Raw genomic sequence first — 27,000 nt, 5'->3', positions numbered from 1 at the left:
TTGTGCGCGTCATGACTAGCTCTGACAAGCCTGAGAACGCGGCCCCGGCCTCCGTCGAACCCGCCGAAACCGCTGGTCCCACCGGTGTCGCGGCCAAGGACTGGGCGTCGGCCGCGGCGGACCCGCAGTACCGCGCGGCGGTCGTGGACCTGCTCGGCGCGCTGGCCTACGGCGAGCTGGCGGCGTTCGAGCGTCTCGCGGAGGACGCCAAGCTGGCGCCGACCCTCGCGGACAAGGCGGAGCTGGCGAAGATGGCCTCGGCCGAGTTCCACCACTTCGAGCGGCTGCGGAACCGGCTGACCGAGATCGGCCAGGAGCCGACGGCCGCGATGGAGCCCTTCGTCGCCGCCCTTGACGGCTTCCACCGGCAGACCGCGCCCTCGGACTGGCTGGAGGGCCTGGTCAAGGCGTACGTCGGGGACTCGATCGCGAGCGACTTCTACCGCGAGGTCGCGGCCCGCCTCGACTCCGACACCCGCGAACTGGTCCTCGCCGTCCTCGACGACACCGGGCACGCGGGCTTCGCCGTGGAGAAGGTGCGCGCCGCCATCGACGCCGACCCGCGCGTGGGCGGACGGCTCGCGCTGTGGGCGCGGCGGCTGATGGGCGAGGCGCTGTCCCAGTCGCAGCGGGTGGTCGCGGACCGCGACGCGCTCTCGACCATGCTGGTCGGCGGCGTGGCCGACGGATTCGACCTCGCGGAGGTGGGCCGGATGTTCACCCGGATCACCGAGGCGCACACCAAGCGGATGGCCGCGCTCGGCCTCGCCGCCTGACGTCTCGTCCCGACTCGTCCCACGGCGACTGCCTGCTCGTCCCGCGGACACGTCCTACGGGCGGCTACGCCGGCGCGGAGCGTCGGCGCAGTCGCCCGGCCGGGCGCAACAGCAGCGACAGCGAGGCGGCCGAGACGACCGCGGAGCCGAGCAGCGTCACCGGAACGGGGGCCGCGCCGAGCGCGCTGTGGGTGACGAAGTCGCCGAAGAGCGCTCCCGCGAGTCCCGTCGCGAGGACCAGGGCGCGGGAGGGCAGGCGGTGCGGCAGACGGCGCGCCGCCGCCCAGGCCAGGGCCGACCCGAGCACGGCCGATGCGAGCACTTCCAGGATCATCGCGAGGTACCTCCACGGTCGGGCGTGCTCTTGAGGTCGTAGCTCGTCCTACCCGTGACCTGCGTGTTCCAATCACTCTCGGAGCACCTCGTGTCACTCCCGGGTGAGCGCGGGGCGACCTCCACGACGAAGGGCCCGGTGGCCGAGTGCCACCGGGCCCTTCTCGCAGAACCTCGTCCCACGCGTCCTACAGCGTGCCGAAGCCCACCTTGCGGACGGTCGGCTCGCCGATCTCCACGTACGCGAGGCGGTCCGCCGGGACCAGGACCTTGCGGCCGCGCTCGTCCACGAGGCTCAGCAGCGGCGACTTGCCGGCCAGCGCCTCGGCCACCAGGCGCTCGACCTCGTCCACGCTCTGACCGCTCTCCAGAACGATCTCGCGGGGCGCGTGCTGCACGCCGATCTTGACCTCCACGGCTATGTCCCTCCGACGGTCAGTGATGTGCGCGATCTGCCGCGCCGTACGCTGCACACATTAGCCCGGTGAGGGGACGAGTACGCCGCGCGCCCGCACGCCATCAGCGAACAGGGCGCGCCGCCGCGTCCCGCCGGAGCGTCTCAGTGGTGGTCGGTGCCGTGCAGCGGGAAGCCCGCGATGCCGCGCCACGCCAGCGACGCCAGCAACTGCACCGCCTGGTCGCGCGGCACGCTGCGGTCGCTGTGCAGCCAGGAGCGCGCGACGACCTGGGCGAGTCCGCCGAGCCCGGAGGCGAGCAGCATGGACTCCGCGCGCGAGAGGCCGGTGTCCTCCGCGATGACCTCGCAGATGGCCTCGGCGCACTCGGTGGTGACCTTGTCGACGCGCTCGCGCACGGCGGGCTCGTTCGTCAGGTCCGACTCGAAGACCAGGCGGAAGGCGCCGCCGTCGTCCTCGATGTAGGCGAAGTAGGCGTCCATGGTCGCGCGGACGCGCTGCTTGTTGTCCGTGGTCGAGGCCAGCGCCGTGCGCACGGCGTGGATCAGGGCCTCGCAGTGCTGGTCGAGCAGCGCGAGGTACAGGTCGAGCTTGCCGGGGAAGTGCTGGTACAGCACCGGCTTGCTGACTCCGGCGCGCTCGGCGATGTCGTCCATCGCCGCCGCGTGATAGCCCTGCGCGACGAACACCTCCTGGGCGGCGCCCAGGAGCTGGTTCCGCCGGGCGCGGCGCGGCAGACGGGTGCCGCGCGGGCGTGCCGCCTCTGTTTGCTCGATGGCTGTCACGCCGCCTCCCAAGGTCGTCCTCATGCGGTACGGGCCGCGCGGCCATCGTACTTTTCGGTAATCGTGGTGTGCGCGGTGCGAGCGCAGAATTTCACGTACCGGACGGCGGGCGGAAGGCGCGGAGCACGGCCGTGCGCGCCGGTGGGGGCGTGGAGGCGGTCCGGTAAGGATCAGGTGAGGTCAGCGGTAGTCGTCCTCGTCGAGGGTGACCACGCGCGCCTGTTCGATGAGATCGGCCTCGTTGCCCTTGGCCGGGTCCACGTCGGTCAGGGGCTCGTCGCGGTCCTCCGCGAGGTCGATCTGCTGCTCGGCCGCGTCGTCCTCGGGCTCCTCGACGCCGATCTCCTCGACCGTCTCGCCCCCGGCCTCCAGCTCCTCGATCTCCTCGATGGCGTCCGGCTCGGTGGGGTCGTAAGCCATGGCGGGCTCCCTTCCTGAGGACGTCGGCTTGCTCAGAGCGTCGGTCGAGGCGGCACCGAGGGCGGCGGGGTGGTGCCGCACGCGGCTTCCCGCTGTACGAGCCTAGGAGACACCTCGACGGGACGCCATGCCATCTGCCCGTCGCACGGCGGACCTCACCTGTGAACGCCGGGTCGAGTGCTGTGACGGCGAACACATGAAGCGTGGTGTGATCGTCTCGTAACATTGCCGCATGTCTTCGACCGAGTCGCCGTCGCTTCCGGCCGCCAGCGTCCTGCCGAGGGTCGCGCCCGTACGGGTCGGCGAGGGTGAGCGGATGCGGTCGGTCGGGCTGCCGGGCGTCACGCTCTCGGTCCGCTCCCGCCCCGGGACCGGCGAGGGGCTGCCGCCCGCTCTGTACGTCCACGGCCTCGGCGGTTCCTCGCAGAACTGGTCGCAGCTCATGGCGGAGCTGGACGGTCTCGTGGACGGCGAGGCGGTCGACCTGCCCGGCTTCGGCGACTCCCCGCCGCCGGACGACGGCGACTACTCGGTCACCGGGCACGCGCGTGCCGTCATCCGCTATCTCGACGCCGCCGGACGCGGTCCGGTCCACCTCTTCGGCAACTCCCTCGGCGGCGCGGTCTCCACGCGCGTCGCCGCCGTGCGCCCCGATCTGGTGCGCACCCTCACCCTGGTCTCCCCGGCCCTGCCCGAACTGCGCATCCAGCGCAGCGCGGCGCCCACCGGTCTGCTCGGCGTGCCGGGCGTGGCCACGCTCTTCAACCGGCTCACCCGCGAGTGGACGGCCGAGCAGCGGGTGCGCGGGGTCATGGCGCTCTGCTACGGCGACCCCACGCGCGTGTCGCCCGAGGCGTTCCAGTACGCGGTCGAGGAGCTGGAACGGCGGCTGCGGCTGCCGTACTTCTGGGACGCGATGACCCGCTCCGCGCGCGGCATCGTCAACGCGTACACGCTCGGCGGCCAGCAGGGGCTGTGGCGCCAGGCCGAACGCGTCCTCGCGCCCACCCTGCTGGTCTACGGCGGGCGCGATCAGCTCGTAGGCTTCCGTATGGCCGCCAAGGCCGCCCGCGCCTTCCGCGACTCCCGTTTGCTGTCCCTGCCGGACGCCGGGCACGTGGCGATGATGGAATACCCGGAGGTCGTCGCGACCGCTTTCCGTGAACTCCTGGACCAGCAGGGCGGATTGGGCGCGGCTGAAGTGAACTCCGGCGCATGTGGAGCCGGTTCGGATACGGAGAGCTGAGGTCAGGCGTGGGACGTCACAGCCGCCGGGGACCGACCCCGAAGGACACGACGGCCCCTGCGCGGACGCAGCGGGCCGAGGACACGGGAGCCGGCCCCGGCGGACGGATTCCGGGCGCGCGGAACGGACGAAACGATTTCGTGGCGCCGCAGGCGCCGGGCTCTCCGGCCACAGGCGATCCCTCGCCCCAGAGTGCGGGACACATGGGTGCCGGACACATGGGGGGCGACCCCATGGGTGCCGCGCACACCCCGGTCCCCGCTCCGGACGGCGCGCCGCCCTTCGGTGCCGGGCCCCTGGGCAGGGCCGCGGCACGCAGGGGCGCCGGGCGCGGGTCCGACGGTCCGGCCGCGCGGAGCGGCCCGCCGTTCGGGGACGGGCAGGCCCGGGGCGGTCACCCCGAGGTGCGGGAAGAGGGCGGTGGCTGGGGCGTGTTCACGCCGCCCGGGCGCGACGGGGCCGGTGCGGCGCCGGGCGCGCGGCGGCCGTTCCCCCGGCAGCGGCGGACGGAGCCGGTTCCGGCCGCGCCGCCGGCCGGAGGGTCCGGGCGCGGGCCCCGGCAGGACTATCTGGACGCCTTCGAGGCCGAGTCCGGCGCGGACGCGCCGCGTGTCGCCGCGCCCGTCGAGCCGGTCGGCGTGGGCGCCGAGCCGTTCGAGCTGCCCGCACAGCGGCGCGGCACCAAGGGGCGCACCTTCACCGGAGTCGCGGCCGCGGCCGTGACCACCGTGCTCGCGGTCGTCGTCGCCGGGCAGGTGGCCGACGGCCGGGCGGACGGGCAGGCGAGGACCGCCGCCGAGGGCACCGGCGAGGCCAGGACGGCGGCGCAGGCCGCCCCCTCGGCCGCGCCGAGCGCCGTCCCGCTGACGTACGAGCAGAAGATGAGCCGTCTGTATCCGCTGGGCGCCAAGCTGAAGGGCTCGGGGAAGTTCGACGCCGTGCCCGGCTTCGCCAAGGCCCCCGGCACCGGGCAGAAGCTGACCTACCGCGTCGACGTCGAGCAGGGGCTCGGTCTCGACGGCGCCCTCTTCGCCGACGCCGTGCAGAAGACGCTCAACGACGACCGCAGCTGGTCCCACGACGGCGCCCGCACCTTCGAGCGCGTCTCGAAGGGCGAGCCGGACTTCGTGATCACGCTGGCCAGCCCCGGCACCACCGCCTTCTGGTGCGCCAAGTCGGGCCTGGACACCACGGAGGACAACGTCTCCTGCGACTCGGCGGCCACCGAGCGCGTGATGATCAACGCCTACCGCTGGGCGCAGGGCAGCGTGACCTACGGCGACGCGAAGATCCACGCCTACCGGCAGATGCTGATCAACCACGAGGTCGGCCACCGCCTCGGCCACGGCCATGTCACCTGCCAGAAGGACGGCGACCTCGCGCCGGTCATGCAGCAGCAGACCAAGTTCCTCGATCACGACGGAATCCACTGTCTGCCCAACGCCTGGCCGTATCCCAGGAGTTGACCGGCGCCGCTTATGTCACATTGACATGAGTCGCATGTTCGTTCATATTTCTGCGCATGTGGTCCCGTCCCGTCGTATCCCGTAGCGCCGCCATCGAGCTGGCGCTCATCGGCGTGACCGCGCTCTGCGTGGCCGACATCCACTGTCGCTGACGCCGCCGCTTCGGCGTTCGCGTCGGGATATCCCATTTCCTCCCCGTTTGCGACCCTTTGGGATCGCGGGCCTCTCGACGATCGACGCCGGGCCGACATCTGTCCACGGATGTCTCATTCCTCGTCCCTGTGTCTCACCCTTCGGGAAATTCCCGGGGGTTCCCCCGAGAGGTCGTCTAATCCGATGCGTCAACCGTCCCTCATAGCGCGCCGCGTGGCAGCGGCATCCGTCGGCCTGGTCGTGGCAGCGGGCGCCGCCGCCTGCGGTCCGAAGGACAACGATGCCAAGGGCGCGGGCGGCGACTCCACGCCGCACAAGGGCGGCACCCTCACCGTGCTGAACGCCCAGCCCCAGTCGGACTTCGACCCGGCCCGCCTCTACACCTCCGGCGGCGGCAACGTCCCCTCGCTGGTCTTCCGCACCCTGACCACGCGCAACCGCGAGAACGGCGCCGCGGGCGCCAAGGTGGTCCCCGACCTCGCCACCGACACCGGGCGTCCCAACAAGGACGCGACCGTGTGGACGTACACCCTGAAGAAGGGCCTGAAGTACGAGGACGGCACGCCGATCACCTCGGCGGACATCAAGTACGGCATCGAGCGCTCCTTCGCCCCCGAACTCTCGGGCGGCGCACCCTACTTGCGCGACTGGCTGAGCGGCGCCGCCAAGTACCAGGGCCCGTACAAGGACAAGAAGGGCCTCGCCGCGATCGAGACGCCCGACGCGCGGACCATCGTCTTCCATCTCAACAAGCCCGAGGGCGAGTTCCCCTACCTGGCCACCCAGACGCAGTTCGCGCCGGTGCCCAAGGCCAAGGACAAGGGCACCAAGTACGAGGAGCACCCCGTCTCCTCCGGCCCGTACCGCGTCGTGCGCAACGACAACGACGGCGAGCGCATCCTGCTCAAGCGCAACCCGCACTGGAGCGGCGACGACGAGCGCAAGGCGTACCCGGACACCATCGACGTGCGCTCCGGGCTCGACTCCTCCGTCATCAACCAGCGGCTCGCCTCCTCGCAGGGCGCGGACGCCGCCGCCGTCACCACCGACACCAACCTCGGCCCGGCCGAACTCGCCCGTGTCAGCGGCGACAAGAAGCTGGCCGACCGCGTCGGCACCGGCCACTTCGGCTACACGAACTACATCGCCTTCAACCCGAAGGTGAAGCCGTTCAACGACCCGAAGGTGCGCCAGGCCATCGCGTACGCCGTGGACCGCTCCTCGGTGATCAACGCGGCCGGCGGCTCCGCGCTCGCCGAGCCCGCCACCACCTTCCTGCCGGACCAGAAGTCCTTCGGCTACACGCCGTACGACCCGTTCCCGGCCGGCAAGTCCGGTGACCCGGCCAAGGCCAGGGAGCTGCTGAAGCAGGCGGGTTACAAGAAGGGTCTCACCGTGACCCTGACCCACTCCAACAGCAAGGACTTCGAGACCAGCCCGGAGATCGCCACCGCGCTCCAGGACGCGCTGAAGAAGGCGGGCATCACCGTCAAGCTCCAGGGCCTGGAGGACAACGACTACCGGGACAAGATCCACGGCGTGAAGACCGAGCCCGGCTTCTTCCTCGCGCACTGGGGTGCCGACTGGCCCTCCGGCGGTCCCTTCCTCGCCCCGATCTTCGACGGCCGCCAGATCGTCAAGGACGGCGCCAACTTCAACAGCGGTCTGCTGAACGACAAGTCGGTCAACGACGAGATCGACGCCATCAACAAGCTGACCGACCTCAAGGCCGCCGCCGCGCGGTGGGGCGCGCTCGACAAGAAGATCGGCGAGCAGGCCCTGACCGTCCCGCTGTTCCACCCCGTCTACAAGCGCCTGTACGGCTCGGACGTCAAGAACATCGTGATCAGCGACTGGACCGGCGTGCTCGACATCTCCCAGGTCGCGGTGAAGTGACCCCGTGAGTGACGCTCTTGTCGCCGTCGAGGCCGCCGGGACGGACCTTTCCGTCCCGGCGGCCTCGGGGGCCCGTCTGTTCTGGCGGCGGCTGCGCACCCGGCGGGCCGCCCTGGCCGCCGCGGCCGTCGTCGCCCTGCTCGTCCTGATCGCGCTCGCCGCGCCGCTGCTCACCGCCATCGAGGGCCAGGACCCGACCACCTACCACCCCGCGCTCGTCGACTCCGCGCGCGGGGGCGTGCCCGTCGGACCGCTCGGCGGGATCGGCGCCGAGCACTGGTTCGGCGTCGAACCGCAGACCGGCCGCGACCTGTTCGCGCGCATGGTCTACGGCGCCCGCGTCTCGCTCGGCGTCGCCCTCGCGGCCACCGTCGTCCAGGTCACCATCGGCGTCACCATCGGTGTCGCCGCCGCCCTGGGCAACCGCTGGGTGGACCAGCTCCTCAGCCGCGTCACGGACATCATCGTCTCCCTGCCGCTGATGATCATGGCGCTCGCGCTGCTGGCCATCGTGCCCACGAGCTTCCCGCGCCCGATCCTGGTCGCCTTCGTCATCGGCCTGATCGCGTGGGGCAACCTCGCCAAGATCGTGCGCGCGCAGGCGCTCGGCCTCAAGGGGCTCGACTACGTCGCCGCCGCCCGGCTCAGCGGCTGGGGCGCCGTCAGCGTCGCCCGCCGCGAGCTGCTGCCCGGCCTCGCCGCGCCCGTCATCACCTACGCCGCGCTGCTCGTACCCACCAACATCGCCACCGAGGCCGCCCTGTCCTTCCTCGGCGTCGGCGTGAAGCCGCCGACGCCCTCCTGGGGACAGATGATCACCTCGGCCGACATCTGGTACCAGTCCGCGCCCCAGTACCTGCTCTTCCCGGCCGGCGCCCTCTTCGTCACCGTCCTCGCCCTCACCGTCCTCGGCGACGGCGTGCGCACGGCCCTCGACCCGCGCGCCGCGTCCCGGCTGCGGATCGGCACGGGGCGTTCGGGCCGCTCGGCCCGCTCGGGTGCGAAGAAGACGGCCGCGCCGAAGGCGGACGCGCGCGACACCGCGAAGGAGGGCTCCCGGTGAACGGCTTCGGCGGATTCCTGCTGCGCCGCGCGACGGGCATGGTCGTCACCCTGCTCGCCGTCTCGGTCCTCGTCTACGTGGTCTTCTACGCCACCCCCGGCAACGTCGCCCAGATCACCTGCGGCCCGCGCTGCTCCCCGGAGCAGGTGCACCAGGTCGCCACCCAGCTCCACCTCGGCGACCCGCTCTATCTGCGCTACTGGCACTTCCTCCAGGGCATCCTGGTCGGCCAGGACTACTCCACCGGCACCTCGGTCGAGCACTGCTCCGCGCCCTGCCTCGGCCTGTCGTACCAGACCGACCAGCAGGTGCTGGACATCATCCTGACCCGCCTTCCGGTCAGCTTCTCGCTGGTCGCCGGGGCCATGGTGCTGTGGCTGATCATCGGTGTCGGCACCGGTGTGCTCTCCGCCTGGCGGCGCGGCCGGTTCTCCGAGCGGGTGCTGACCGCGCTCACCCTCGCGGGCTGGGCCACCCCGGTCTTCGTGCTCGGCCTGGTCCTGGTGATCGTCGTCTGCGGCGAACTCCAACTGCTGCCCTTCCCGCAGTACGTGAAGTTCACCGACGACCCCGAGCAGTGGGCGTGGGGGCTGCTGCTGCCCTGGCTGTCCTTCGCCCTGATCGAGTCGGCACCCTTCGCCCGGCTCACCCGCTCGGCGATGCTGGAGACCCTCGCCGAGGACCACATCCGCACCTTCCGCGCCTACGGCGTCAGCGAGCGGGCCATCGTCGGACGGCACGCCCTGCGCGGTGCGCTCGCCCCGGTCATCGCGCTCAACGCGAACAACCTCGGCTCGGGCATCGGCGGCGCGGTCCTCACCGAGACGCTGTTCGGGCTGCCCGGCATCGGCCAGGAACTGGTGCGGGCGGTCAAGGTGGTGGACCTGCCGGTGGTCGTGGGCATGGTCCTGGTCGTCGCCTTCTTCGTGATCGTCGCCAATGCCGTCGCGGACGTCCTGTACGCCGTGGCCGACCGACGGGTGGTCATCGCATGAGTGGTCAGCGCACGAGCCTGGTCGACGTCACCGACCTCGCCGTCGACTTCGGCGGTCTGAGGGCCGTGGACGGCCTCTCCTTCAGCCTGGAACCCGGGGGCGCGCTGGCCCTCGTGGGCGAGTCCGGCTCCGGCAAGTCCACCGTCGCGGGCGCCCTGCTGGGGCTGCACCGGAGTACGGGCGCCGAGGTCACCGGCGCGGTCCGGGTCGCCGGGACGGACGTACAGGCGGCCACCGACGAGGAGTTGCGGCGGCTGCGCGGCGCCAAGGCCGCCATGGTCTTCCAGGACCCGCTCTCCTCGCTCGACCCGTACTACGCGGTCGGCGACCAGATCGCGGAGGTCTACCGGGTGCACACCCGCGCCTCCCGGCGGGCCGCCCGCGCGCGGGCCGTCGAGGTCCTCGACCGGGTCGGCATCCCGGACGCGGTACGGCGCTCCCGGTCGCGTCCGCACGAGTTCAGCGGCGGTATGCGCCAGCGCGCCCTGATCGCCATGGCGCTCGCCTGCGAGCCCGAGCTGCTGATCGCGGACGAGCCCACCACCGCCCTCGACGTCACCGTGCAGGCCCAGATCCTGGACCTGCTGCACGCCCTGCGCGAAGAGACCGGCATGGGTCTGCTCCTCGTCACGCACGACGTGGGCGTGGCCGCCGAGAGCGTGGACGACGTGCTGGTGATGCGGCACGGCAGGGCCGTCGAACGCGGCCTGGTCGCCGAGGTGTTGCGCGCCCCGTCCGAGCCGTACACCCGCGAACTGCTGTCCGCGGTGCCGAGGTTGGACGCGCGTCGCGAGGCGTCCGCGGAGGAGCCCGGCGACGTCGTCCTGGAGGCGAACGCCCTGCGACGCCAATTCGGGCGTGGCAAGCGGGCGTTCACAGCGGTGGACGACGTGTCGCTGACCCTGCGCCGGGGTGAGACCCTCGGCATCGTGGGGGAGAGCGGCAGCGGCAAGACGACGCTCGGCCGGATGCTGGTCGGGCTCCTGGAGCCGAGCGCCGGGACGATCACGTACCGGGGGCGCCCGCACACCGGGGTCGACCCGTCCGTGCAGATGGTCTTCCAGGACCCCGCCTCCTCCCTCAACCCCCGCCGCACGGTGGGCGAGTCGATCGCCGACCCGCTGCGCGCGAAGGGGGAGAAGGACGAGGCGCGCATCCGCGAACGCGTGACCGGACTCCTGGAGCGCGTGGGTCTGGAAGCGTCCCAACGCGACCGCTACCCGCACGAGTTCAGTGGCGGCCAGCGCCAGCGCGTCGGCATCGCCCGCGCACTCGCGGCCGACCCCGGCGTCCTCGTGTGCGACGAGCCGGTCTCCGCGCTCGACGTGACCACCCAGGCCCAAGTGGTGGCGCTGCTCGACGAGTTGCGTCGCGAGCTCGGCCTCGCGCTGGTGTTCATCGCGCACGACCTCGCCGTGGTCCGCCAGGTCAGCGACCGGGTCGCCGTCATGCGCCGCGGCCGGATCGTCGAAGCCGGACCGGCCGACGAGGTGTACGACAACCCGGGCGATCCGTACACCCGCGAACTCCTGGCCGCCGTACCGGCGCTGGACCCGGAGGTGGCCGCCGAGCGGCGCGCGGCCCGGCGGGAGCCCGCCCCCGCAGCCTGACGCGGACGTGCCGGGGCACGGGCGGAGCGCCGACGCTTCGCCCCTGTCTTAGCGTGTCGGAACGCGCCCCGCACGCGAAAGTTACGACCGTTCACCCCTTTTGGTGGCGCGATGGACAACCGTCCGTCGCGCCACCGCCTTGTCCGCATACGTTCGTCCCGCTGCGAGCCGCCGGGAGGACGGCGGCTCCCACACACGGGAGATCGGGGGTGCACGCGTGCGCATCGGACTGCTTACGGAGGGTGGCTATCCGTATGTGAGCGGTGACGCCGGGATCTGGTGCGACCGGCTCGTGCGCGGGCTCGGGCAGCACGAGTTCGACGTCTACGCGCTCAGCCGGGACCACGACCAGGAGCGCGCGGGCTGGGTCACGCTGCCGCCGCAGGTCCACCGGGTGCGCACCGCCCCGCTGTGGACCACCGAGGACGAAGGACCCGCCCTCGGCCGCCGCGCCCGCAGGCGCCTGGCCGAGTCCTACGGCGAACTCCTCGCGGCGGTCTGGGCCGAGCCCGGCGCCGGTCCCGCGGTCGCCGGCGAAGAGCTGGCGGACCGTTTCGGCAACGCGCTGTACCGGCTGGCCGAACTCGCCCGCGAGGAAGGCCCGCTGACCGGCGCGCTCCGCTCCGAGACCGCCGTACGCGCCCTGGAGCGTGCCTGTCGCGCACCCGGCGCGCCCCGCACCGCCCGCGAGGCCCGGGTGCCCGACCTGCTCACGGTCACCGACCACCTGGAGCGCGCCCTGCGCCCGCTCTCTCTCGGCTGGTACTGCGACGACGCCCTGGCCGCCGCCGACCTCTGCCACGCCACCTCCGGCGGCACCGCCGCCCTCCCCGGACTGCTCGCCCGGCACTTCTCCGGCGTGCCCCTGCTCGTCACCGAGTACGGCGTCCAGTTGCGCTCGCGCTACCTCGCCCTCGGCCCCGACGCCGCCGCCCCCGCCGTGCGCGCGCTGCTCGCCGCCTTCCACGGCAGGCTCGCCGCCGAGGTCTACCGCCGGGCGGAGATCCTCACCCCGGGCAACGCCCACGCCCGCCGCTGGCAGGAGCGCTGCGGCGCCGACCGGACCCGGATCAGGACCGTCCACCCGGGGATGGACGCCGCCCGCTTCACCGAGGTGGGAGAGGGACCCGACCGCTCCGACCCCGGCACGCTGGTGTGGGTCGGGCGCATCGAACCCGCCAAGGACCTGATCTCGCTGCTGCACGCCTTCGCCGAGATCCGCCGGGAGGAACCCGCGGCGCGGCTGCGGATCGTGGGCGTGCCGGTGGACGCCGAGGGTGAGGCGTACCTCGGCCACTGCCGGGCGCTCGCCGCCCAGCTCTTCCCCGACGAGGCGGAGGGCGTGCACGAGATCGGGGACAACCCCGTCTCCTTCGAGGAGATCGGCGGCCCCGAGGTGCCGAGCCTCGCCGAGGCGTACGCCTCCGGTGCCGTCGTGGTCCTCTCCAGCGTGGTCGAGGGCTTCCCGGTCAGCCTGGCCGAGGCCATGTTCTGCGGCCGGGCCACCGTCTCCACCGACGTGGGCGCGGTGGTGGAGGTCATCGGCGGCACCGGGCTCGTCGTACCGCCGCGCAACCCCCGCGCGCTCGCGGAGGCGTGCGTGACGCTGCTGCGCGACCCGGAGCGGCGGGCCCGCCTTGGCGCCGCCGCGCGGGCCCGGGCGGTCGAACTGCTCGGCGTCGAACAGAACATCACGGCATTTCACGGCATTTACCTGGAGATCGTCTCGCACTGCCCGGTCAGCCGCGACGACACCGGCGAGCCGCTGCCCTTCGCCACCCCGGCCGAGATCCACGCCCCCGGCCGCCTCACCGCCCCCACAGCCCGTCCGGCCCCTGCCTGGGCCGACCCCGACCCGTCCCGCCCGGTGGCGGCGACGGCAGGAAAGGGGACGCGATGAGCGGCGGCGCGGGCAGAACGACGGGAGAGCGGGGCGGTACGACGATGAGCGCGCGCGTGGACGGAGCGGCCGGGGACACACCGGCCGGTCCCGACGCCCCGGGACCGGCCGAGCCGGAAGCCCCCGAGACACCCCGGACGTCGGCGCGTCCCGCGAAGGCCACCCCCCGGCGCGGCACCGCCGACCCCGTGAAGACCCTGCTGCACCAGCACCGGGACCTGTGCGAGCGGGCCGTCGACGCGCTGGAGATCGCGGCCGGCCTGGAGGCGCACGGCGTCACCGACCGCACCGCCGCCCGCTTCCGGCACCGGGACGTCTTCTCGCTCGCCGAGGAGCTGTACGCCCGCGTCCCCCGCGACGACGACCCGCAGCCCCCCGCCGACCCCGGCCCCGGACCCCGGATCCGCGCCGACTGGGTCCTGCGCACCCTGCTACCCGGCGCGCTCGCCGCCCCGGCCGCCGCAGGACTGCTCCTCACCCACGGCCAGGCCCGGCTGCTCGTCGGGCTCGGCGCCCTGCTCCTCGTCGGCGGTGCCGTCGCCGCCGCCCTGCGCCGGGGACCGCTCGCCACCCGGCCCGGTACCGCCTTACGACAGCCCGCGCTCGGCACGCGTGCGGCGGTCCTCTGCCTGCTCGCCCACGCCCTCCTCGGCGACGGCTTCCTCGGCGCCGTGATCAGCGGCGGCCCCGACGACGCGCCGACGCTCGCCCCGGACGGCCCCTGGCCGGTGGCCCTCGCGCCCATCCTGGCCCTGCTGCTGTCCTGCGCCCCGGCCGCCTGGTGCGCCCACCTCCTCGCGGCCGCCGCCCACCGCAGGCTCGCGGGCAGCCGGGGCCTGGAGGACTTCACCGCAGCCGCCCGGCCCCTGCTCCTCGGCACCCTCGCGCTGTACCTGGCCGCCCTCGCCGCCCTGCTCGCCGTCACCGGCGCCGTACTGCGCGAGCCCCCGGCCCTCGCGCAGACCCTCGCCCTCGGCGCGCTGCTGCTGCTCGCCCGGCTGCTCACCGCGTACCACCACCGGCACGCGCCCGCCGTGGTGCTCGGCTCGGCGGCGGCCGCCGAACTCGCGGCTCCGGCCCTGGTGCTGACGGGACGGCTGCCGGGCTGCGGCTTCGTCGCCGTACCCGTCCAGCGACTCGTGGACGCCTGGGGACCGGCCGCCGTACCCGTCCTCGTCTGCGGCGCCGCCGCGGTGGCCCTGCTGGTCCACGCGCTGCGCACCCTCACCCGCGCCTCGGCCCACGCTCCCACCGGAGCGGCCGAGTGAACCCCCCACCGCCCTCCCCGACCGGTCCCGCCGCAGCCCGTACGGGGCGCGCCGGCACCCGGCGGACGGCGCCAGGCCCCGCGCAGGGGCCGACCCCGCCCCTCAGACCCCGCGAAGGAGAACACCTGATGACCACCTCCCGACACGGAACGCCCGGAGCGTCCGGGTCCTTGGGAGCTGCCACACCGCGCACCCCGGGAGCCGCCCGATGAGGGTCCTGCTGATCGGAGCCAACGGATACATCGGCCGCTTCGTCGCCGACCGGCTGCTCGCCGACCCGGCCGTCCAGCTCACCGCGCTGGGCCGGGGCGACGACGCCGACGTCCGCTTCGACCTCGCCACCGGCAGCCCCGGCGCGCTCACCCGGTTCCTGGACGCGGTCCACCCCGGAGTCGTCGTCAACTGCGCGGGTGCCACCAGGGGCGGCGCCCGCGAGCTGACCCGGCACAACACGGTCGCCGTGGCCACCGTCTGCGAGGCGCTGCGCCGCAGCGGCTGCGGGGCCCGCCTGGTGCAGATCGGCTGCGGCTCCGAGTACGGCCCCAGCCAGCCCGGTTCCTCCACGGCCGAGGACGCCGTACCCCGCCCCGGCGGGCCGTACGGCGTCAGCAAGCTCGCCGCGACCGAACTGGTCCTCGGCTCGGGGCTCGACGCCGTCGTCCTGCGGGTGTTCTCGCCCGCCGGACCCGGCACCCCGGCGGGCTCCCCGCTCGGCCGGCTCGCGGAGGCCATGCGGCGCGCCATGCAGTCCGGCGACGGCGAGCTGAAGCTCGGCGGCCTCGGGGTCCAGCGCGACTTCGTGGACGTCCGCGATGTCGCCCGCGCGGTGCACGCCGCCTCGCTCTCCGCCGCGCAGGGCGTCATCAACATCGGCTCGGGCCGCGCGGTCCGGCTGCGCGACGCCGCCGCCGTCCTGGCCCGGGTCGCCGGATACGGCGGCGCCCTGCACGAACTCGACGCCCCGCCCGGCCCGTTGCGCGGCCCGCTCGGTCATCCGCGCGGCGATGTCGACCACGCGGCGCCGGTCGCCTTCCCCTACCCGGACGGCTGCGGAAGCTGGCAGCAGGCGGACGTGCGCACCGCGCGCGACCGGCTCGGCTGGCGGCCCCGGATCAACCTGGAGGAGTCGCTGGCCGACATCTGGATGGAGGCGGCGTGCCGAATCTGACGGGGGGCGGCGATGGGCCGGACCTGGCGGGCGGCGGCGGGCCGGATCTGATGCAGGCCGGAGCCACCGTGGTCCGCACCGGCCTCGGGATCTACGACTTCGCCCACCCTCTGGTCGCCCCGTCCCAGTGGGCGGAACTCACCCGGCCGGGCACGCCCCTGGACTGGGTCGTGCTCAACGTGGCGGCGGGCCCGGGCGTCCGCCCCGACTCGCAGTGCCTGGAGGCGTCGGGGCGGCTGCGCAACGGCGGGGTCCGCGTCCTCGGCCATCTCGACCTGGCCCACGGCACGCGCTCCCACGCCCACCTGCTCGGCGACGCCCACCGCCACCTCGACTGGTACCAGGTCGACGGCTTCCTTTTGGAGCGCTGCCCGGCCGACCGCGCCGCGCTCGCGGAGGTCCGCCGCCTGGTCACCACCCTGCGGGCGCTGCGCGAGGGCGCCCACATCGTGCTCGGCCACGGCTGCCATCCGCACCCGGGGTACGCGGAGAACGCCGACCAGCTGCTGACCTTCCGGGGACCCTGGACCGAGTACCGCTGGTCCCAGGTCGCGGAGTGGACGGCGGACTACCCGGCCGACCGCTTCTGCCACGTCGTCCACGGCGTGCCGCGCGGTCATCTGGAGGAGGCGCTGCGCGTCGCCCGCTGGCAGGGCGCGGGCACGGTCTACCTCACCGACCGCACCGACCGGGGCGGCCAGGAGAACCCCTGGGAGACCATGCCCGGCTACTGGGACGAAATCGTCTCGCGGGTCGGAACGGGTGTCTCGGAATGAAGAAACGCGTGGCAGTGTTACGGGAAGAACAACCGTAGTGAACGACCGACCAACGGAGTCCCCGTGTCGCTGCCACCCCTGGTCGAGCCCGCTGCCGAGCTCACCGTAGACGAGGTCCGCCGGTACTCCCGCCACCTGATCATCCCGGACGTCGGGATGGACGGGCAGAAGCGGCTGAAGAACGCCAAGGTGCTCTGCGTGGGCGCCGGCGGCCTGGGCTCGCCCGCGCTGATGTACCTGGCGGCGGCGGGTGTCGGCACGCTCGGCATCGTGGAGTTCGACGAGGTCGACGAGTCGAACCTCCAGCGCCAGATCATCCACAGCCAGGCCGACATCGGCCGCTCCAAGGCCGAGTCCGCGCGGGACACGGTCAAGGGCATCAACCCGTACGTGAACGTGGTCCTGCACGAGGAGCGGCTCGAAGCCGAGAACGTGCTGGAGATCTTCGGTCAGTACGACCTGATCGTGGACGGCACGGACAACTTCGCGACGCGCTACCTGGTCAACGACGCGTGCGTGCTGCTGAACAAGCCGTACGTGTGGGGCTCGATCTACCGCTTCGACGGCCAGGCGTCCGTCTTCTGGTCCGAGCACGGCCCCTGCTACCGCTGCCTCTACCCGGAGCCCCCGCCGCCCGGCATGGTCCCCTCCTGCGCCGAGGGCGGCGTGCTCGGCGTGCTGTGCGCGTCGATCGGCTCGATCCAGGTCAACGAGGCGATCAAGCTCCTCGCGGGTATCGGCGACCCGCTGGTCGGCCGCCTCATGATCTACGACGCCCTGGAGATGCAGTACCGCCAGGTCAAGGTCCGCAAGGACCCCAACTGCGCGGTGTGCGGCGAGAACCCGACCGTCACGGAGCTCATCGACTACGAGGCGTTCTGCGGCGTCGTCTCCCAGGAGGCCCAGGAGGCCGCCACCGGCTCCACGATCACTCCCAAGCAGCTCAAGGAGTGGATCGACGACGGCGAGAACATCGAGATCATCGACGTCCGCGAGCCCAACGAGTACGAGATCGTCTCCATCCCCGGCGCCAAGCTGATCCCCAAGAACGAGTTCCTCATGGGCTCCGCCCTGGAATCCCTTCCCCACGACAAGCGCATCGTCCTCCACTGCAAGACGGGCGTCCGCAGCGCGGAGGTCCTCGCCGTCCTGAAGTCGGCGGGCTTCGCCGACGCGGTCCACGTGGGCGGCGGCGTGATCGGCTGGGTCAACCAGGTGGAGCCGGAGAAGCCGGTGTACTGAGCCTGCCCGCTTCACGGAGGCCCACGGCGCCGCATCGCGCGGGCGCGGTGGGCCTCCGCCGTGTCCGGCGCACGCCACCGGCGCGGGCCACGGCGACGCCGTCGATGGCCATCGGGGCCGCGCTCCGGTCCCTCTGCCAAGGGATCACGGAATCGCCGTGCCCCCCCGGGGCGCCGTGGCCCACAAGTCCACCCGGAGCGACGGTTCCTCGGCCGCACCCGCCGCTTACCCGCACGGCGCCCTGGGCAGCATGGTGGCAGTCGGGGGAGAGGAATGAGGGTGGGGGAGCAGGTCGCGTCGGTCGCGTTCTCGGCAGTCGCCGTGGTCATCAGCCTGGTGTCGCTGTACGCGGGGCGGCGCAAGGACAGGAGAGAGGCGTTCCTCAGACTGCACGAGTCCTTGATCAGCTCGGATCTGCAGAGCGGCCGACGTGTGCTGTTCGATCTCCATGCGCGGGCAGGGCGAGTGGAGGATCTGAACGAGGAGGACTACGCGCGTGCCAACCGGGCGCTGTCGTCCTTCGATGTCGCAGGGCTGTACTGCCACAAGAGGTACGTGCGGGAGAAGGACGTTCTCGAACTGTGGGCGCCCTCGCTGGTCAAGATGAAGTACGCCGGGGAGTTGTTCCTCCGGCACCGGGACTCGTTCTGGTCGGGCATCCCCACCTGGCCGCACTATCGGCGTCTGGCCGACCATGCGGAGGCGTACCTCCGTTCGCGAGGGGTCGACATCGACCGGTTCGCCGCTCCCGTGCCCGGGCTTCCGCAGAGCCGTGCGAGCTCGTCGTGAGGCAACGGCCTCAGGAGCACACCGTGTTCGCGCTCGGCACCGTGCCGTCGAGCAGGTAGCCGTTCACCGCCCCCTGTACGCACCGGTTCTTGCTGTCGTACGCGCCGTGTCCCTGGCCCCTGTAGGTGAGTTCGACGCCGACTCCCTCGCCGAGCGCGTCGGCCATGGCGCGGGCGCCCTCGTAGGGGGTCGCGGGGTCGCCGGTGTTGCCGACGACCAGGATGGGGGCGGCGCCAGGGGCGTGGACGTCGGGGTGGTCGGCGGCGCCGGGGACGGGCCAGTCGGTGCAGCCGACCATGCCCCAGGCGAGGTAGTCGCCGAAGAGGGGGGAGGCGGAGCGGAAGGCGGGGAGCTTGCGGCGGACGTAGGCGGTGTCGTAACGCGGCTTCTCGTCGGCGCAGTTGATGGCGACGTTGGCGGAGGCGATGTTGCTGTACTCGCCGTTCTCGCCGCGGCCGTTCATGGAGTCGGACAGCAGCATGAGGATTCTGCCGTCGCCCTCGTAGGCGTCCTCCAGGCCCTCGGTCAGGTACTCCCAGAAGTCCTTGGAGTACAGGGACTGCGCGATGCCGTTGGTCGCGGCGGTCTGGGTCAGCTTGCGCGGGGGAAGGCCCGGAATGGGCTGCTTCTCCAGGGACTTGAGGAGTCCGGCGATGCGGTCCTTCACGTCCTGGGGAGTGTCGCCCACCGGGCAGTCCTCGATCCGCGACGTGCAGTCGTCCGCGAAGTTGTCCAGCGCGAGCTGGAAGCCGCGGGCCTGGCCGAGCGCCCCCTCCTCCGGTGTCTGCGTGGGGTCCACGACCGCGTCGAAGACGGCGCGGCCGACCCGTTTGGGGAACAAGTGGGCGTAGACGCCGCCGAGTTCGGTGCCGTAGGAGATGCCGAAATAGTGCAGCTTGGAGTCCCCGAGGACCTGGCGCATGAGGTCCATGTCGCGGGCCGCGTCGGTGGTGCGGACGTGCGGCAGGACCTTCCCGGAGTTCCGCTCGCAGCCGTCGTTGAACTTCCTCGTACGGCTGACGAGTTGCTTCTCCTCGTTCGTCGTGTCCGGCGTCGCGTCCTGCTGGAAGTACGCATCGAGCTGCGCGTTGCTCTCGCAGATGACCGGATCGCTGCGGCCCACCCCGCGCGGGTCGAAGCTCACCAGGTCGTAGCGGGTGCGCAGGGCCGCGTAGTCCTCGCCGAACGCGGGCAGCGTGGTGACACCGCTGCCCCCGGGACCGCCGAAGTTGAATATCAGGGAGCCGATGCGCTCGTTCGCCGGTCCGTCGGCCCTCGCGCGGATCAGGGCGATGCCGATCGTGTCGCCCTTGGGCCTGGCCCAGTCCAGCGGCGCCCGCATGGTCGCGCACTGCCACTCGGCGCCGCCGGGCAGCGGGGAGGGCGCCGGGCCGCCGCCCTCCGCCTCGGAGGGGGCCGGACAGTCCTTCCAGTCCAGCTTCTGCTTCGTCAGATCCCCGGTCGACGGCGAACTGTCGCAGCCGGCCAGCAGCGCCCCGACGAGGAGGACGGCGGTGGTCAGAGCCGCGGCGCGCGGCCGGGAGGGGATCGCCATGCCTCCATCCTCACGGCGGCCACGCCACCGCGCGCGGGGCACGGGCCGTACGAGGTACGACCCCGCCCCGACCCGCGGCGGCGGCCCCTGCAGCGGCCCTACAGCGCCCCCTTGCGGGTGAGCTGGTTGAACGACAGCCACCCCGGCAGCACCGGCAGCCACAGCGTCAGCAGACGGAACAGCAGCACCGCCGGAGCCGCGACCTCCTTCGGCAGACCCACAGCGATCAGACCCACCGTGAGCGTCGCCTCGACCGCGCCCACGCCACCCGGCGTCGGCGCGGCGGAGCCCAGTGCGTTGCCCGCGAGGAAGACGACCGCGACGCTGGCGATGCTGATGTGCGCCGACTCGTCGCCGAACGCCCGGATCGAGGCGTCCAGGCACATCACGAAGCAGCCGGTCAGCAGGAGCATCCCGCCGATGCCGGTGACGAGCTTCTGCGGCCGCTGGAGCACGTCCAGCATCCGCGGCACGACCCCCGCGAACAGCGACCGCACCCGCGTGACCACGAACTTCCGCAGCAGCGGCACCGAGGTCACCACCAGCACCAGCACCGCCACCGTCAGCAGACCCGCGATGACCGTGCGGGACGGGGACAGCGAGGGCGTCTTCTCGGTGCCGGTCAGATATCCGAAGGACAGCAGCATCAGGATGTGGCAGCCGAGCCCGAACAACTGCGAGGCGCCGACGCTCGCGACCGCGAGCCCGGGCCGTACGCCCTGCCGCTGGAGGAAGCGCGTGTTCAGCGCGACACCGCCGACCGCCGCCGGGGCGACGATCTTCACGAAGGACCCGGCCACCTGCGCCGCCACCGTCCGCACGAACGGCACCCGCTCGGGCACGAACCCGAGCAGCGCCATCGCGGCGGCCACGTAGCTGAGCGCGGAGAAGCCCACCGCCGCCGCCACCCAGCCCCACTGGGCCTGCGAGAACAGCGTGCCGAACTCGATGTGGGTGAGCTGCGTCAGCAGGAAGTACCCGCCGATCGCGCCCGCGATGAAGCTGATCAGGGTGCGCGGCCGCACCCGCTCCAGACGGGCGGGCTCCACCGGGGCCTGCGGCCTGATCCGCAGCACCTGGTGCCGGATCTGGGTGAGCAGATCCTCCTCGCGTGCCTCGTCGATCGCCTCGTCGATGGCCCGCTTCTCGGCCCGCTGCTCGGCGCGGACCGTCTTCTTGTCGGGCTTCTCGGGAAGGGCCGTGCCCTCCTTCGACGCCGCCTCGATCCGGGCCTGCTTGGCCAGACGGGAGGACTCGAGGACCGCCTCGCGCTCGCGCTGGGCCCGCTCACGGGCCAGCTTGCGCAGGGTCGCGCGGGTGGAGCGGGTGAGCGCGATGGGCTGGAGCATCGGCAGACAGCCGGCCACCGCGTCCGGGCCGAGCACCTTGACCGCCGAGGCGACGGCCCGCTCGGCGCCGACGCGCAGGCCGAGCGTGGTGAGCATCTGGGCCACGTCCATGCGCAGCAGCAGATCGCCCGCCGCGATCTCGCCCGCGCGCAGCTCGGTGAGGATCACCTTGCCGGAACGATCCACCAGTACGGCGTCGCCCGCGAGCCTGCGGTGCGCGATGCGCCGGGACTGCAGCGCCCGCACCTGGTGCCAGACCGTGTGGAGCAGCTCGTCGGTGATCTCGTCGTCGGGCAGGGCGTCCAGGCTGCGGCCGCCGGTGTGCTCGTAGACCAGCATCACGGCGTCGGGACCCAGCTCGGAGGTGGCGATCAGCTTGGGCGCGTTGGCCCCGGCGGCGGCGGTCGCGTAGGCGAGCAGCGCCTCCTGTTCCAGGGCCTGTCTGAGCGACTGGAGGCTGGAGCGGGTGGCGAAGCCGCGCAGGGTGAGGTTGCGCCAGGCGCGGTAGAAGAAGCCCTGGGCCTGCTGTTCGCGGTCGACGACCGTGACGTCCAGCGGGGGGCCGTCCTCCAGGGTGACGAAGTAGCGCCGCCCCCGGTCGCCGTTCTCGGACTCCGGGACCTCCTCGCGGACCGCGCTGACCGGGTGGAAGCCGACCGTCCTGAGGCCCGCCATCAGGGTGCGCCCGGTGGGCCGTACGTTGGGCGAGCCGACCGCGTAGAGGGTGCCGTAGGCGATGGTCCAGCCGATCAGCACGGTCAGGATGATCGCGAACGGGGTGGTGTAGCCGGTGACCAGCATCGAGAACGCGTCGAGCAGCAGCACGATCCACAGCACCGCGCGCCAGCGCGGTCTGCGGGACATGCCGACGGCCGTCATGTACGCGATGACCGGCGCGAGATAGCCGTGCACCGGGTCGGTCAGCGCGTGGATGTCGCCGGGCGCCGGCTGGGTCAGCGCCTCCTGGATGGACGCGGGCGCGGCCCGCGCGACCCACAGGTCGGTCGCGAGCGTCACCCCGTGGGCGAGGACGGCCGCGAGCACGCCGTCGGCGATGCGCAGGCCGTCGCGTTTGATCAGCCGCTCGATGGCGAAGGCGACGGGGACGAGCAGGATCGCGATGCTGGACGCCAGCCCCGCGATCTTGATCAGCAGGTCGGGCGCCTGGCCCGTGCCCTTGTGGATGTCCTGTTCGAGGCCCGAGGTGGTGCCGTGCGCGAACGCGGCAAGGGCGAGGAGCAGCGCGATGGCCAGCAGACCGATCCCGAGCCGCATGAGGTCGGAGGGGCGGTGCACGCGCGCGGGAAGCAGCGGCTCGTCGCCCTCCACCTCACCGGGGTGCGCGTCCTCCGCGCCACCGGAGTGGCGCTGACGGGCCGGGATCTGCGGGGGCCAGAAGCGGCGGCCCTCCGGCCCGCGGCCCTCGGGCACACCCGGGTCGCCTCCCCGGCCCGTGTCGTCGGCCGAACCCTCGCGGGAGTCGTTCGAACCCGCGGGGGAGGTGTCTGGACGCGCGGCCGCGCCAGGGGTGCCCTCCGCGTCCTCGGGGTGCACACCCTGCTGCTTCATGGTCTCTTCTTGGTCTCGTATCACCGGTCACCGCCCGGACGATGGTGGCACGTCCGACCGGCACAAGGGGGCATCAGGGTGCGAATCAGGGGGTCGGTGGTCCTCCGTACCCGTTGTCGGTGCGGTGCGGCAGGATGGGGCGGATGAGCGAGCAGAGCCCCGCCGCCGACGCCCGGGACGGCTCCGGCGACGCCCTTCCCGAGTACGCCGAGCGCGTCCTGGAGGTGGCCGAGCTGATCCCGTCCGGCCGGGTCATGACGTACGGCGACGTCGCCGAGTGGCTGGAGGACGAGCGCCGGGAGCGCACGGCCGGTGCCGGGCGCCCCGAGGGCGGGCCGCGCCAGGTGGGCCGCGTGATGGCCCTCTACGGCGGCGCGGTGCCCTGGTGGCGCGTGGTGCGGGCCGACGGCGCGCTGCTGCCGGGCCACGAGCGGCGCGCCCTCGACCACTACCGGGCCGAGGGCACCCCGCTGAAGGAGCCGGGCGGCGGCGGGCGCGGCCGGATGCCCCGGCTCGACATGCGGCGGGCGCGGTGGGACGGCGAAACGGGCACGGAAGGTCACACCTGACAGCTTCCGGCATCGCATGGCCCCGACGGGCACGCGCGGCCCGCGGGGGACACACGAACGGCGCACCGCGCTCCCCACGGGACGCAGCCGGCCCCTTACCGGACGTATCCGGCGCGTCCGGGAGGCACCGGGCACGTCCGAGGGATGGCGTACGTTCGTGGGGCGGGGGCTCCGCGTGCCGCGTGCCTCCGCCCATCCGTACGACCACCAGGACCACCAGGACCGGCGAACCACTTGAGCTCCTCTTCCTCCACCGGGCGCCTGCCGCACCCCCAGGGGCGGCAGGCGATCCGTGGCGCCTACCGACTGGTGCGTACCCCGCCCGCGCGGTTCGACCCCCCTCGCCTGGACGCCGGACAGCGCGCCGTGGTTGAGCACGGCACGGGACCGCTGCTCGTGCTCGCCGGACCCGGTACCGGCAAGACCACCACCCTGGTCGAGTCCGTCGCCGCGCGCGTGGCCCGGGGCGGCGACCCCGACCGGATCCTGGTGCTCACCTTCAGCCGCAAGGCCGCCGTCGAACTGCGCGACCGGATGGCCCGGCGCATGGGCGCCGCCCGCGCGCCCCGCGCCACCACCTTCCACTCGTACTGCTACGCCCTCGTCCGCGCCCACCAGGACGCCGACCGCTTCGCCCAGCCGCTCCGGCTGCTCTCGGGACCCGAGCAGGACGTCACCGTGCGCGGACTGCTCGCGGGCCAGCCCGAACTGGAACGGCTCGGCCTCGCGCACGTGAGCTGGCCCGACGAGCTGCGCGCCTGCCTGACCACGCGCGGGTTCGCCGACGAGGTGCGCGCCGTCCTCGCGCGCACCCGCGAGCTGGGCCTCGGCCCCGAGGCGCTGGACACCTTCGCGCGCGGCATCGGCCGCCCCGACTGGCGCGCGGCCGCCGCCTTCCTCGCCGAGTACCTGGACGTCATCGACCTCCAGGGCGTCATCGACTACGCGGAACTCGTCCACCGCGCGGTGCTCCTCGCCCACCGCCCCGAGTACGCGGCAGGTCTCGCCGCGCGGTACGACGCGGTGTACGTCGACGAGTACCAGGACACCGACCCCGCACAGGTACGGCTGCTGCGCGCGCTGGCCGGGGGCGGGCGCACCCTGGTCGCCTTCGGCGACCCGGACCAGTCGATCTACACCTTCCGGGGCGCCGACGTGAACGGCATCCTCGACTTCCCCGAGGTCTTCCCGCGCGCGGACGGCGGCCCGGCGCCGGTCCAGGTGCTCGGCACCTCCCGCCGCAGCGGCGCGGACCTGCTCCACGCGACCCGTCGCATCACCCAGCGGATGCCGCTGCGCCGCCTGCCCGCCGACAAGGTGCGCGCGCACCGTGAGCCGACGGCGGTGCGCGAGGGCGGCCGCGTCGAGGCGTACACCTACCCGACGCCCGGCACCGAGCTGGACAACATCGCCGACATCCTGCGCCGCGCCCACCTGGAGGACGGCGTCGCCTGGAGCGACATGGCCGTCCTGGTCCGCGCGGGCTCCAGCATCCCGGTCCTGCGCCGCGCCCTCACGGCGGCGGGCGTCCCGCTGGACACGGACGGCGACGACGTCCCGCTCCGCCACGAACCGTCGGTGGCTCCGCTGCTGACGGCACTCGAGGCGGTGGCCACGGCGGAGGCGGCGGGACCGCCGGTCGACGGGCGCGGGGCCGTGGCGGCCGCCGCCGACGCGGCACCGCTCGCGGGCTCGGCCGCCCCGGCAGCGGCAGCCCCCGGGGCGGACACCGCCGAGGGCGCGCCCCCCGCCGACCGGCAGACGCACGTCCGCGGCGGGACCTGGCTCGACGCCGAGACCGCCCTCACCCTCCTCACCTCCCCCCTCGCCGGGATGGACGCCGCCGATCTGCGGCGGCTCGGGCGGGCGCTGCGGGAGGAGGAGCGGGCGGGGGGCAACCCGGTGCCGCCGCCCTCCGACGAGCTGCTGGCCCGCGCGCTCGCGGAGCCGGAGCGGCTGGCCGTGCACGACCCGGCGTACGCGCGCGGGGCGCAGCGGCTCGGCGCGCTGCTGCGCAAGGCGCGCACGCGCCTGGCCGAGGGCGGTACGGCCGAGGAGGCGCTGTGGGACCTGTGGAACGGCACGCCCTGGCCCAGCCGTCTGGAGCGCGCCGCCCGGCGCGGCGGTGCGGCGGGCCGTAACGCCGACCGTGACCTGGACGCCGTGTGCGCGCTGTTCGCGACCGCCGCGCGCGCGGAGGAGCGCGTCGGCGGACGCGGCGCCCTCAACCTCCTGGAGGAGCTGGCGGCCGAGGACATCGCCGCCGACACCCTCACCCGCCGCGCCGTACGCCCCGAGGCCGTACGTCTGATGACCGCGCACCGCTCCAAGGGCCTGGAGTGGCGCCTGGTCGTCGTCGCCGGGCTCCAGGAGGGCGTGTGGCCGGACCTGCGCCGCCGCGGCTCCCTCCTGGAGGCCGACCGCATCGGCCGCGACGGACTGGCCGAGCCGCTGACCCCGGGCGCGCTGCTCGCGGAGGAGCGCAGGCTGTTCTACGTCGCCGCCACGCGCGCGCGTGACCGCCTCGTCGTCACCGCCGTGAAGGGCGCGTCCGACGATGGCGACCAGCCCTCCCGCTTCCTCACCGAACTCGGCGTCGAGCCCCGGGACGTCACCGGGCGCCCGCGCCGCCCGCTGTCCGTGTCCGCGCTCGTGGCCGAGCTGCGCGCCACCACGGTCGACCCGGCTGCCTCGCCAGCCCTGAGGGAGGCGGCCGCGCGCCGTCTGGCCCGGCTGGCCGCCCTCAGCGACGACGAGGGGCGCCCCCTGGTGCCCGCCGCGCACCCCGACCGCTGGTGGGGCATGTACGAGCCGACCGAGAGCAAGGTGCCGCTGCGCGACCGCGAGCAGCCCGTCGTGCTCTCCGGCAGCGCCCTCGACCAGCTCGCCAACACCTGCGCGCTCCAGTGGTTCCTCGGCCGCGAGGTCAAGGCCGCCGCGCCCGCGACCGTCGCCCAGGGCTTCGGCAACGTCGTGCACGTCCTGGCCGACGAGGTCGCCTCGGGGCGTACGCCCGCCGACCTCGACGTCCTCATGGAGCGTCTGGACTCGGTGTGGAACGCGCTCGCCTTCGACGCGCCCTGGAAGTCCGCGCAGGAGAAGGACAACGCGCGCGCGGCCCTCGAACGCTTCCTGAACTGGCACGTCCTGGACCGCGCCACGCGCACCCCGGTCGCCAGCGAGCAGGACTTCGACGTCACCCTGGAGGCGGGCGCGTACAAGGTCCGCATCCGGGGCCAGATGGACCGCGTGGAGGCGGACGGCGCGGGCCGCGCCTACGTCGTCGACTTCAAGACCGGCAAGAACGCCCCCACCTCCGCCGAGGTGGCCCGCCACCCCCAGCTCGCCGTCTACCAGTTGGCCGTGGCCGAGGGCGCCGTGGACGACGCCTTCGGCGGCACCCGGCCCGAACCCGGCGGCGCCGAACTCGTCCAGCTCCGCCAGGGCGCGGCCAAGAAGGACGGCGGCGAGACGCAGCCCAAGGTGCAGACCCAGGAGCCGCTGTCGGGGGAGTGGGTCGGGGACCTGCTGGCCACCGCCGCCGGGAAGGTCCTGGACGAACGGTTCACCCCCACCACCGGCCGCCAGTGCACCCACTGCGACTTCCGCGCCTCGTGCAGCGCCCGGCCCGAGGGCCGGCACGTGATCGAGTGAGG

The 27,000-nt window shown here is 73.5% G+C and carries 22 protein-coding genes; 16 read left to right on the top strand and 6 right to left on the bottom strand.

What is annotated here, in order from left to right; genetic code table 11:
• Window positions 1-11 precede the first annotated feature (11 nt).
• On the top strand, window positions 12-776 hold the full coding sequence (locus ACWEEU_RS17190; RefSeq protein ID WP_385743466.1) for a ferritin-like fold-containing protein: 765 nt from the start codon (window positions 12-14) through the stop codon (window positions 774-776).
• 64 nt (window positions 777-840) lie between these two features.
• Here the strand turns inward: ACWEEU_RS17190 and ACWEEU_RS17185 are convergent, their stop codons facing one another.
• The 4 genes from ACWEEU_RS17185 to ACWEEU_RS17170 form a co-directional block, all read right to left on the bottom strand.
• On the bottom strand, window positions 841-1,110 hold the full coding sequence (locus ACWEEU_RS17185) for a hypothetical protein (RefSeq protein WP_385743464.1): 270 nt from the start codon (window positions 1,108-1,110) through the stop codon (window positions 841-843).
• A 187-nt stretch (window positions 1,111-1,297) separates the two neighbouring features.
• Window positions 1,298-1,525, bottom strand: a complete 228-nt coding sequence (locus tag ACWEEU_RS17180; RefSeq protein WP_018544356.1) for a DUF3107 domain-containing protein — start codon at window positions 1,523-1,525, stop codon at window positions 1,298-1,300.
• 143 nt (window positions 1,526-1,668) lie between these two features.
• On the bottom strand, window positions 1,669-2,310 hold the full coding sequence (locus tag ACWEEU_RS17175) for a TetR/AcrR family transcriptional regulator (protein ID WP_161183683.1): 642 nt from the start codon (window positions 2,308-2,310) through the stop codon (window positions 1,669-1,671).
• 180 nt (window positions 2,311-2,490) lie between these two features.
• Window positions 2,491-2,730, bottom strand: coding sequence for a hypothetical protein (locus ACWEEU_RS17170; RefSeq protein WP_385743462.1), 240 nt, complete (start codon window positions 2,728-2,730; stop codon window positions 2,491-2,493).
• Between the two features lie 232 nt (window positions 2,731-2,962).
• Here ACWEEU_RS17170 and ACWEEU_RS17165 point away from each other — a divergent pair, with 232 nt between their 5' ends.
• The 13 genes from ACWEEU_RS17165 to ACWEEU_RS17105 all read left to right on the top strand — a co-directional run bounded on the left by ACWEEU_RS17165 (window position 2,963) and on the right by ACWEEU_RS17105 (window position 18,302).
• Window positions 2,963-3,976 carry an alpha/beta fold hydrolase gene (locus ACWEEU_RS17165; RefSeq protein WP_385743460.1) on the top strand — a complete coding sequence of 338 codons (1,014 nt, stop codon included), beginning with the start codon at window positions 2,963-2,965 and terminating at the stop codon, window positions 3,974-3,976.
• Between the two features lie 203 nt (window positions 3,977-4,179).
• Window positions 4,180-5,442, top strand: a complete 1,263-nt coding sequence (locus ACWEEU_RS17160; RefSeq protein WP_451733122.1) for a DUF3152 domain-containing protein — start codon at window positions 4,180-4,182, stop codon at window positions 5,440-5,442.
• Between the two features lie 56 nt (window positions 5,443-5,498).
• Window positions 5,499-5,594, top strand: coding sequence for an Ms4533A family Cys-rich leader peptide (locus tag ACWEEU_RS17155; protein WP_385743456.1), 96 nt, complete (start codon window positions 5,499-5,501; stop codon window positions 5,592-5,594).
• A gap of 184 nt (window positions 5,595-5,778) precedes the next feature.
• Window positions 5,779-7,491, top strand: coding sequence for an ABC transporter substrate-binding protein (locus ACWEEU_RS17150; protein ID WP_385743454.1), 1,713 nt, complete (start codon window positions 5,779-5,781; stop codon window positions 7,489-7,491).
• A gap of 4 nt (window positions 7,492-7,495) precedes the next feature.
• Window positions 7,496-8,554 (top strand): ABC transporter permease, encoded by a 1,059-nt coding sequence (locus ACWEEU_RS17145; protein ID WP_451733119.1) that lies wholly within the window; start codon window positions 7,496-7,498, stop codon window positions 8,552-8,554.
• Window positions 8,551-9,549 carry an ABC transporter permease gene (locus ACWEEU_RS17140; protein ID WP_385743450.1) on the top strand — a complete coding sequence of 333 codons (999 nt, stop codon included), beginning with the start codon at window positions 8,551-8,553 and terminating at the stop codon, window positions 9,547-9,549. The genes ACWEEU_RS17145 and ACWEEU_RS17140 overlap by 4 nt, the downstream gene beginning before the upstream one ends.
• Entirely contained in the window at window positions 9,546-11,159 is a 1,614-nt protein-coding gene (locus ACWEEU_RS17135; RefSeq protein ID WP_451733115.1) for a dipeptide ABC transporter ATP-binding protein, read from the top strand. The genes ACWEEU_RS17140 and ACWEEU_RS17135 overlap by 4 nt, the downstream gene beginning before the upstream one ends.
• Window positions 11,160-11,376: 217 nt before the next feature.
• A complete protein-coding gene (locus ACWEEU_RS17130) occupies window positions 11,377-13,059 on the top strand; it encodes a DUF3492 domain-containing protein (RefSeq protein WP_451733112.1) in 1,683 nt (560 codons plus the stop codon).
• Window positions 13,056-14,327 carry a hypothetical protein gene (locus ACWEEU_RS17125; protein ID WP_451733110.1) on the top strand — a complete coding sequence of 424 codons (1,272 nt, stop codon included), beginning with the start codon at window positions 13,056-13,058 and terminating at the stop codon, window positions 14,325-14,327. Before ACWEEU_RS17130 ends, ACWEEU_RS17125 begins: the two co-directional genes overlap by 4 nt.
• 208 nt (window positions 14,328-14,535) lie before the next feature.
• Entirely contained in the window at window positions 14,536-15,495 is a 960-nt protein-coding gene (locus ACWEEU_RS17120) for an NAD-dependent epimerase/dehydratase family protein (RefSeq protein WP_385743441.1), read from the top strand.
• A 50-nt stretch (window positions 15,496-15,545) separates the two neighbouring features.
• Window positions 15,546-16,271, top strand: coding sequence for a spherulation-specific family 4 protein (locus ACWEEU_RS17115; protein WP_385743490.1), 726 nt, complete (start codon window positions 15,546-15,548; stop codon window positions 16,269-16,271).
• 63 nt (window positions 16,272-16,334) lie between these two features.
• Entirely contained in the window at window positions 16,335-17,513 is a 1,179-nt protein-coding gene (gene moeZ / locus ACWEEU_RS17110; protein WP_385743439.1) for an adenylyltransferase/sulfurtransferase MoeZ, read from the top strand.
• Between the two features lie 279 nt (window positions 17,514-17,792).
• Complete coding sequence (locus ACWEEU_RS17105; RefSeq protein ID WP_385743437.1) at window positions 17,793-18,302, top strand: hypothetical protein; 510 nt, start codon at window positions 17,793-17,795, stop codon at window positions 18,300-18,302.
• A 10-nt stretch (window positions 18,303-18,312) separates the two neighbouring features.
• Here the strand turns inward: ACWEEU_RS17105 and ACWEEU_RS17100 are convergent, their stop codons facing one another.
• Both ACWEEU_RS17100 and ACWEEU_RS17095 read right to left on the bottom strand, forming a co-directional pair.
• Complete coding sequence (locus ACWEEU_RS17100; RefSeq protein WP_385743435.1) at window positions 18,313-19,857, bottom strand: alpha/beta hydrolase; 1,545 nt, start codon at window positions 19,855-19,857, stop codon at window positions 18,313-18,315.
• Window positions 19,858-19,955: 98 nt separating this feature from the next.
• On the bottom strand, window positions 19,956-22,775 hold the full coding sequence (locus tag ACWEEU_RS17095; RefSeq protein WP_385743433.1) for a lysylphosphatidylglycerol synthase domain-containing protein: 2,820 nt from the start codon (window positions 22,773-22,775) through the stop codon (window positions 19,956-19,958).
• 143 nt (window positions 22,776-22,918) lie between these two features.
• On the opposite strand from ACWEEU_RS17095, the gene ACWEEU_RS17090 reads away from it, so the two are divergent.
• Both ACWEEU_RS17090 and ACWEEU_RS17085 read left to right on the top strand, forming a co-directional pair.
• Window positions 22,919-23,344 (top strand): MGMT family protein, encoded by a 426-nt coding sequence (locus tag ACWEEU_RS17090; protein WP_385743431.1) that lies wholly within the window; start codon window positions 22,919-22,921, stop codon window positions 23,342-23,344.
• Window positions 23,345-23,578: 234 nt separating this feature from the next.
• Window positions 23,579-26,998 (top strand): ATP-dependent helicase, encoded by a 3,420-nt coding sequence (locus ACWEEU_RS17085; RefSeq protein WP_451733103.1) that lies wholly within the window; start codon window positions 23,579-23,581, stop codon window positions 26,996-26,998.
• The last annotated feature ends 2 nt before the right edge of the window (window positions 26,999-27,000 follow it).

It is taken from the genome of Streptomyces sp. NPDC005004 (genome assembly GCF_053600675.1).
The sequence above is the reverse complement of the archived record's forward strand: the minus strand, read 5'-3'. Positions and strand labels throughout refer to the sequence as shown.

Coding starts and splice junctions, on each gene's coding strand:
- ACWEEU_RS17135 (WP_451733115.1), top strand. CDS start 9,546: ATGAGTGGTCAGCGCACGAGCCTGGTCGACGTCACCGACCTCGCCGTC.
- ACWEEU_RS17165 (WP_385743460.1), top strand. CDS start 2,963: ATGTCTTCGACCGAGTCGCCGTCGCTTCCGGCCGCCAGCGTCCTGCCG.
- ACWEEU_RS17185 (WP_385743464.1), bottom strand. CDS start 1,110: ATGATCCTGGAAGTGCTCGCATCGGCCGTGCTCGGGTCGGCCCTGGCC.
- ACWEEU_RS17150 (WP_385743454.1), top strand. CDS start 5,779: ATGCGTCAACCGTCCCTCATAGCGCGCCGCGTGGCAGCGGCATCCGTC.
- ACWEEU_RS17170 (WP_385743462.1), bottom strand. CDS start 2,730: ATGGCTTACGACCCCACCGAGCCGGACGCCATCGAGGAGATCGAGGAG.
- ACWEEU_RS17160 (WP_451733122.1), top strand. CDS start 4,180: ATGGGTGCCGGACACATGGGGGGCGACCCCATGGGTGCCGCGCACACC.
- ACWEEU_RS17095 (WP_385743433.1), bottom strand. CDS start 22,775: ATGAAGCAGCAGGGTGTGCACCCCGAGGACGCGGAGGGCACCCCTGGC.
- ACWEEU_RS17155 (WP_385743456.1), top strand. CDS start 5,499: ATGTGGTCCCGTCCCGTCGTATCCCGTAGCGCCGCCATCGAGCTGGCG.
- ACWEEU_RS17090 (WP_385743431.1), top strand. CDS start 22,919: ATGAGCGAGCAGAGCCCCGCCGCCGACGCCCGGGACGGCTCCGGCGAC.
- ACWEEU_RS17125 (WP_451733110.1), top strand. CDS start 13,056: ATGAGCGGCGGCGCGGGCAGAACGACGGGAGAGCGGGGCGGTACGACG.
- ACWEEU_RS17120 (WP_385743441.1), top strand. CDS start 14,536: ATGAGGGTCCTGCTGATCGGAGCCAACGGATACATCGGCCGCTTCGTC.
- ACWEEU_RS17100 (WP_385743435.1), bottom strand. CDS start 19,857: ATGGCGATCCCCTCCCGGCCGCGCGCCGCGGCTCTGACCACCGCCGTC.
- ACWEEU_RS17115 (WP_385743490.1), top strand. CDS start 15,546: ATGCAGGCCGGAGCCACCGTGGTCCGCACCGGCCTCGGGATCTACGAC.
- ACWEEU_RS17190 (WP_385743466.1), top strand. CDS start 12: ATGACTAGCTCTGACAAGCCTGAGAACGCGGCCCCGGCCTCCGTCGAA.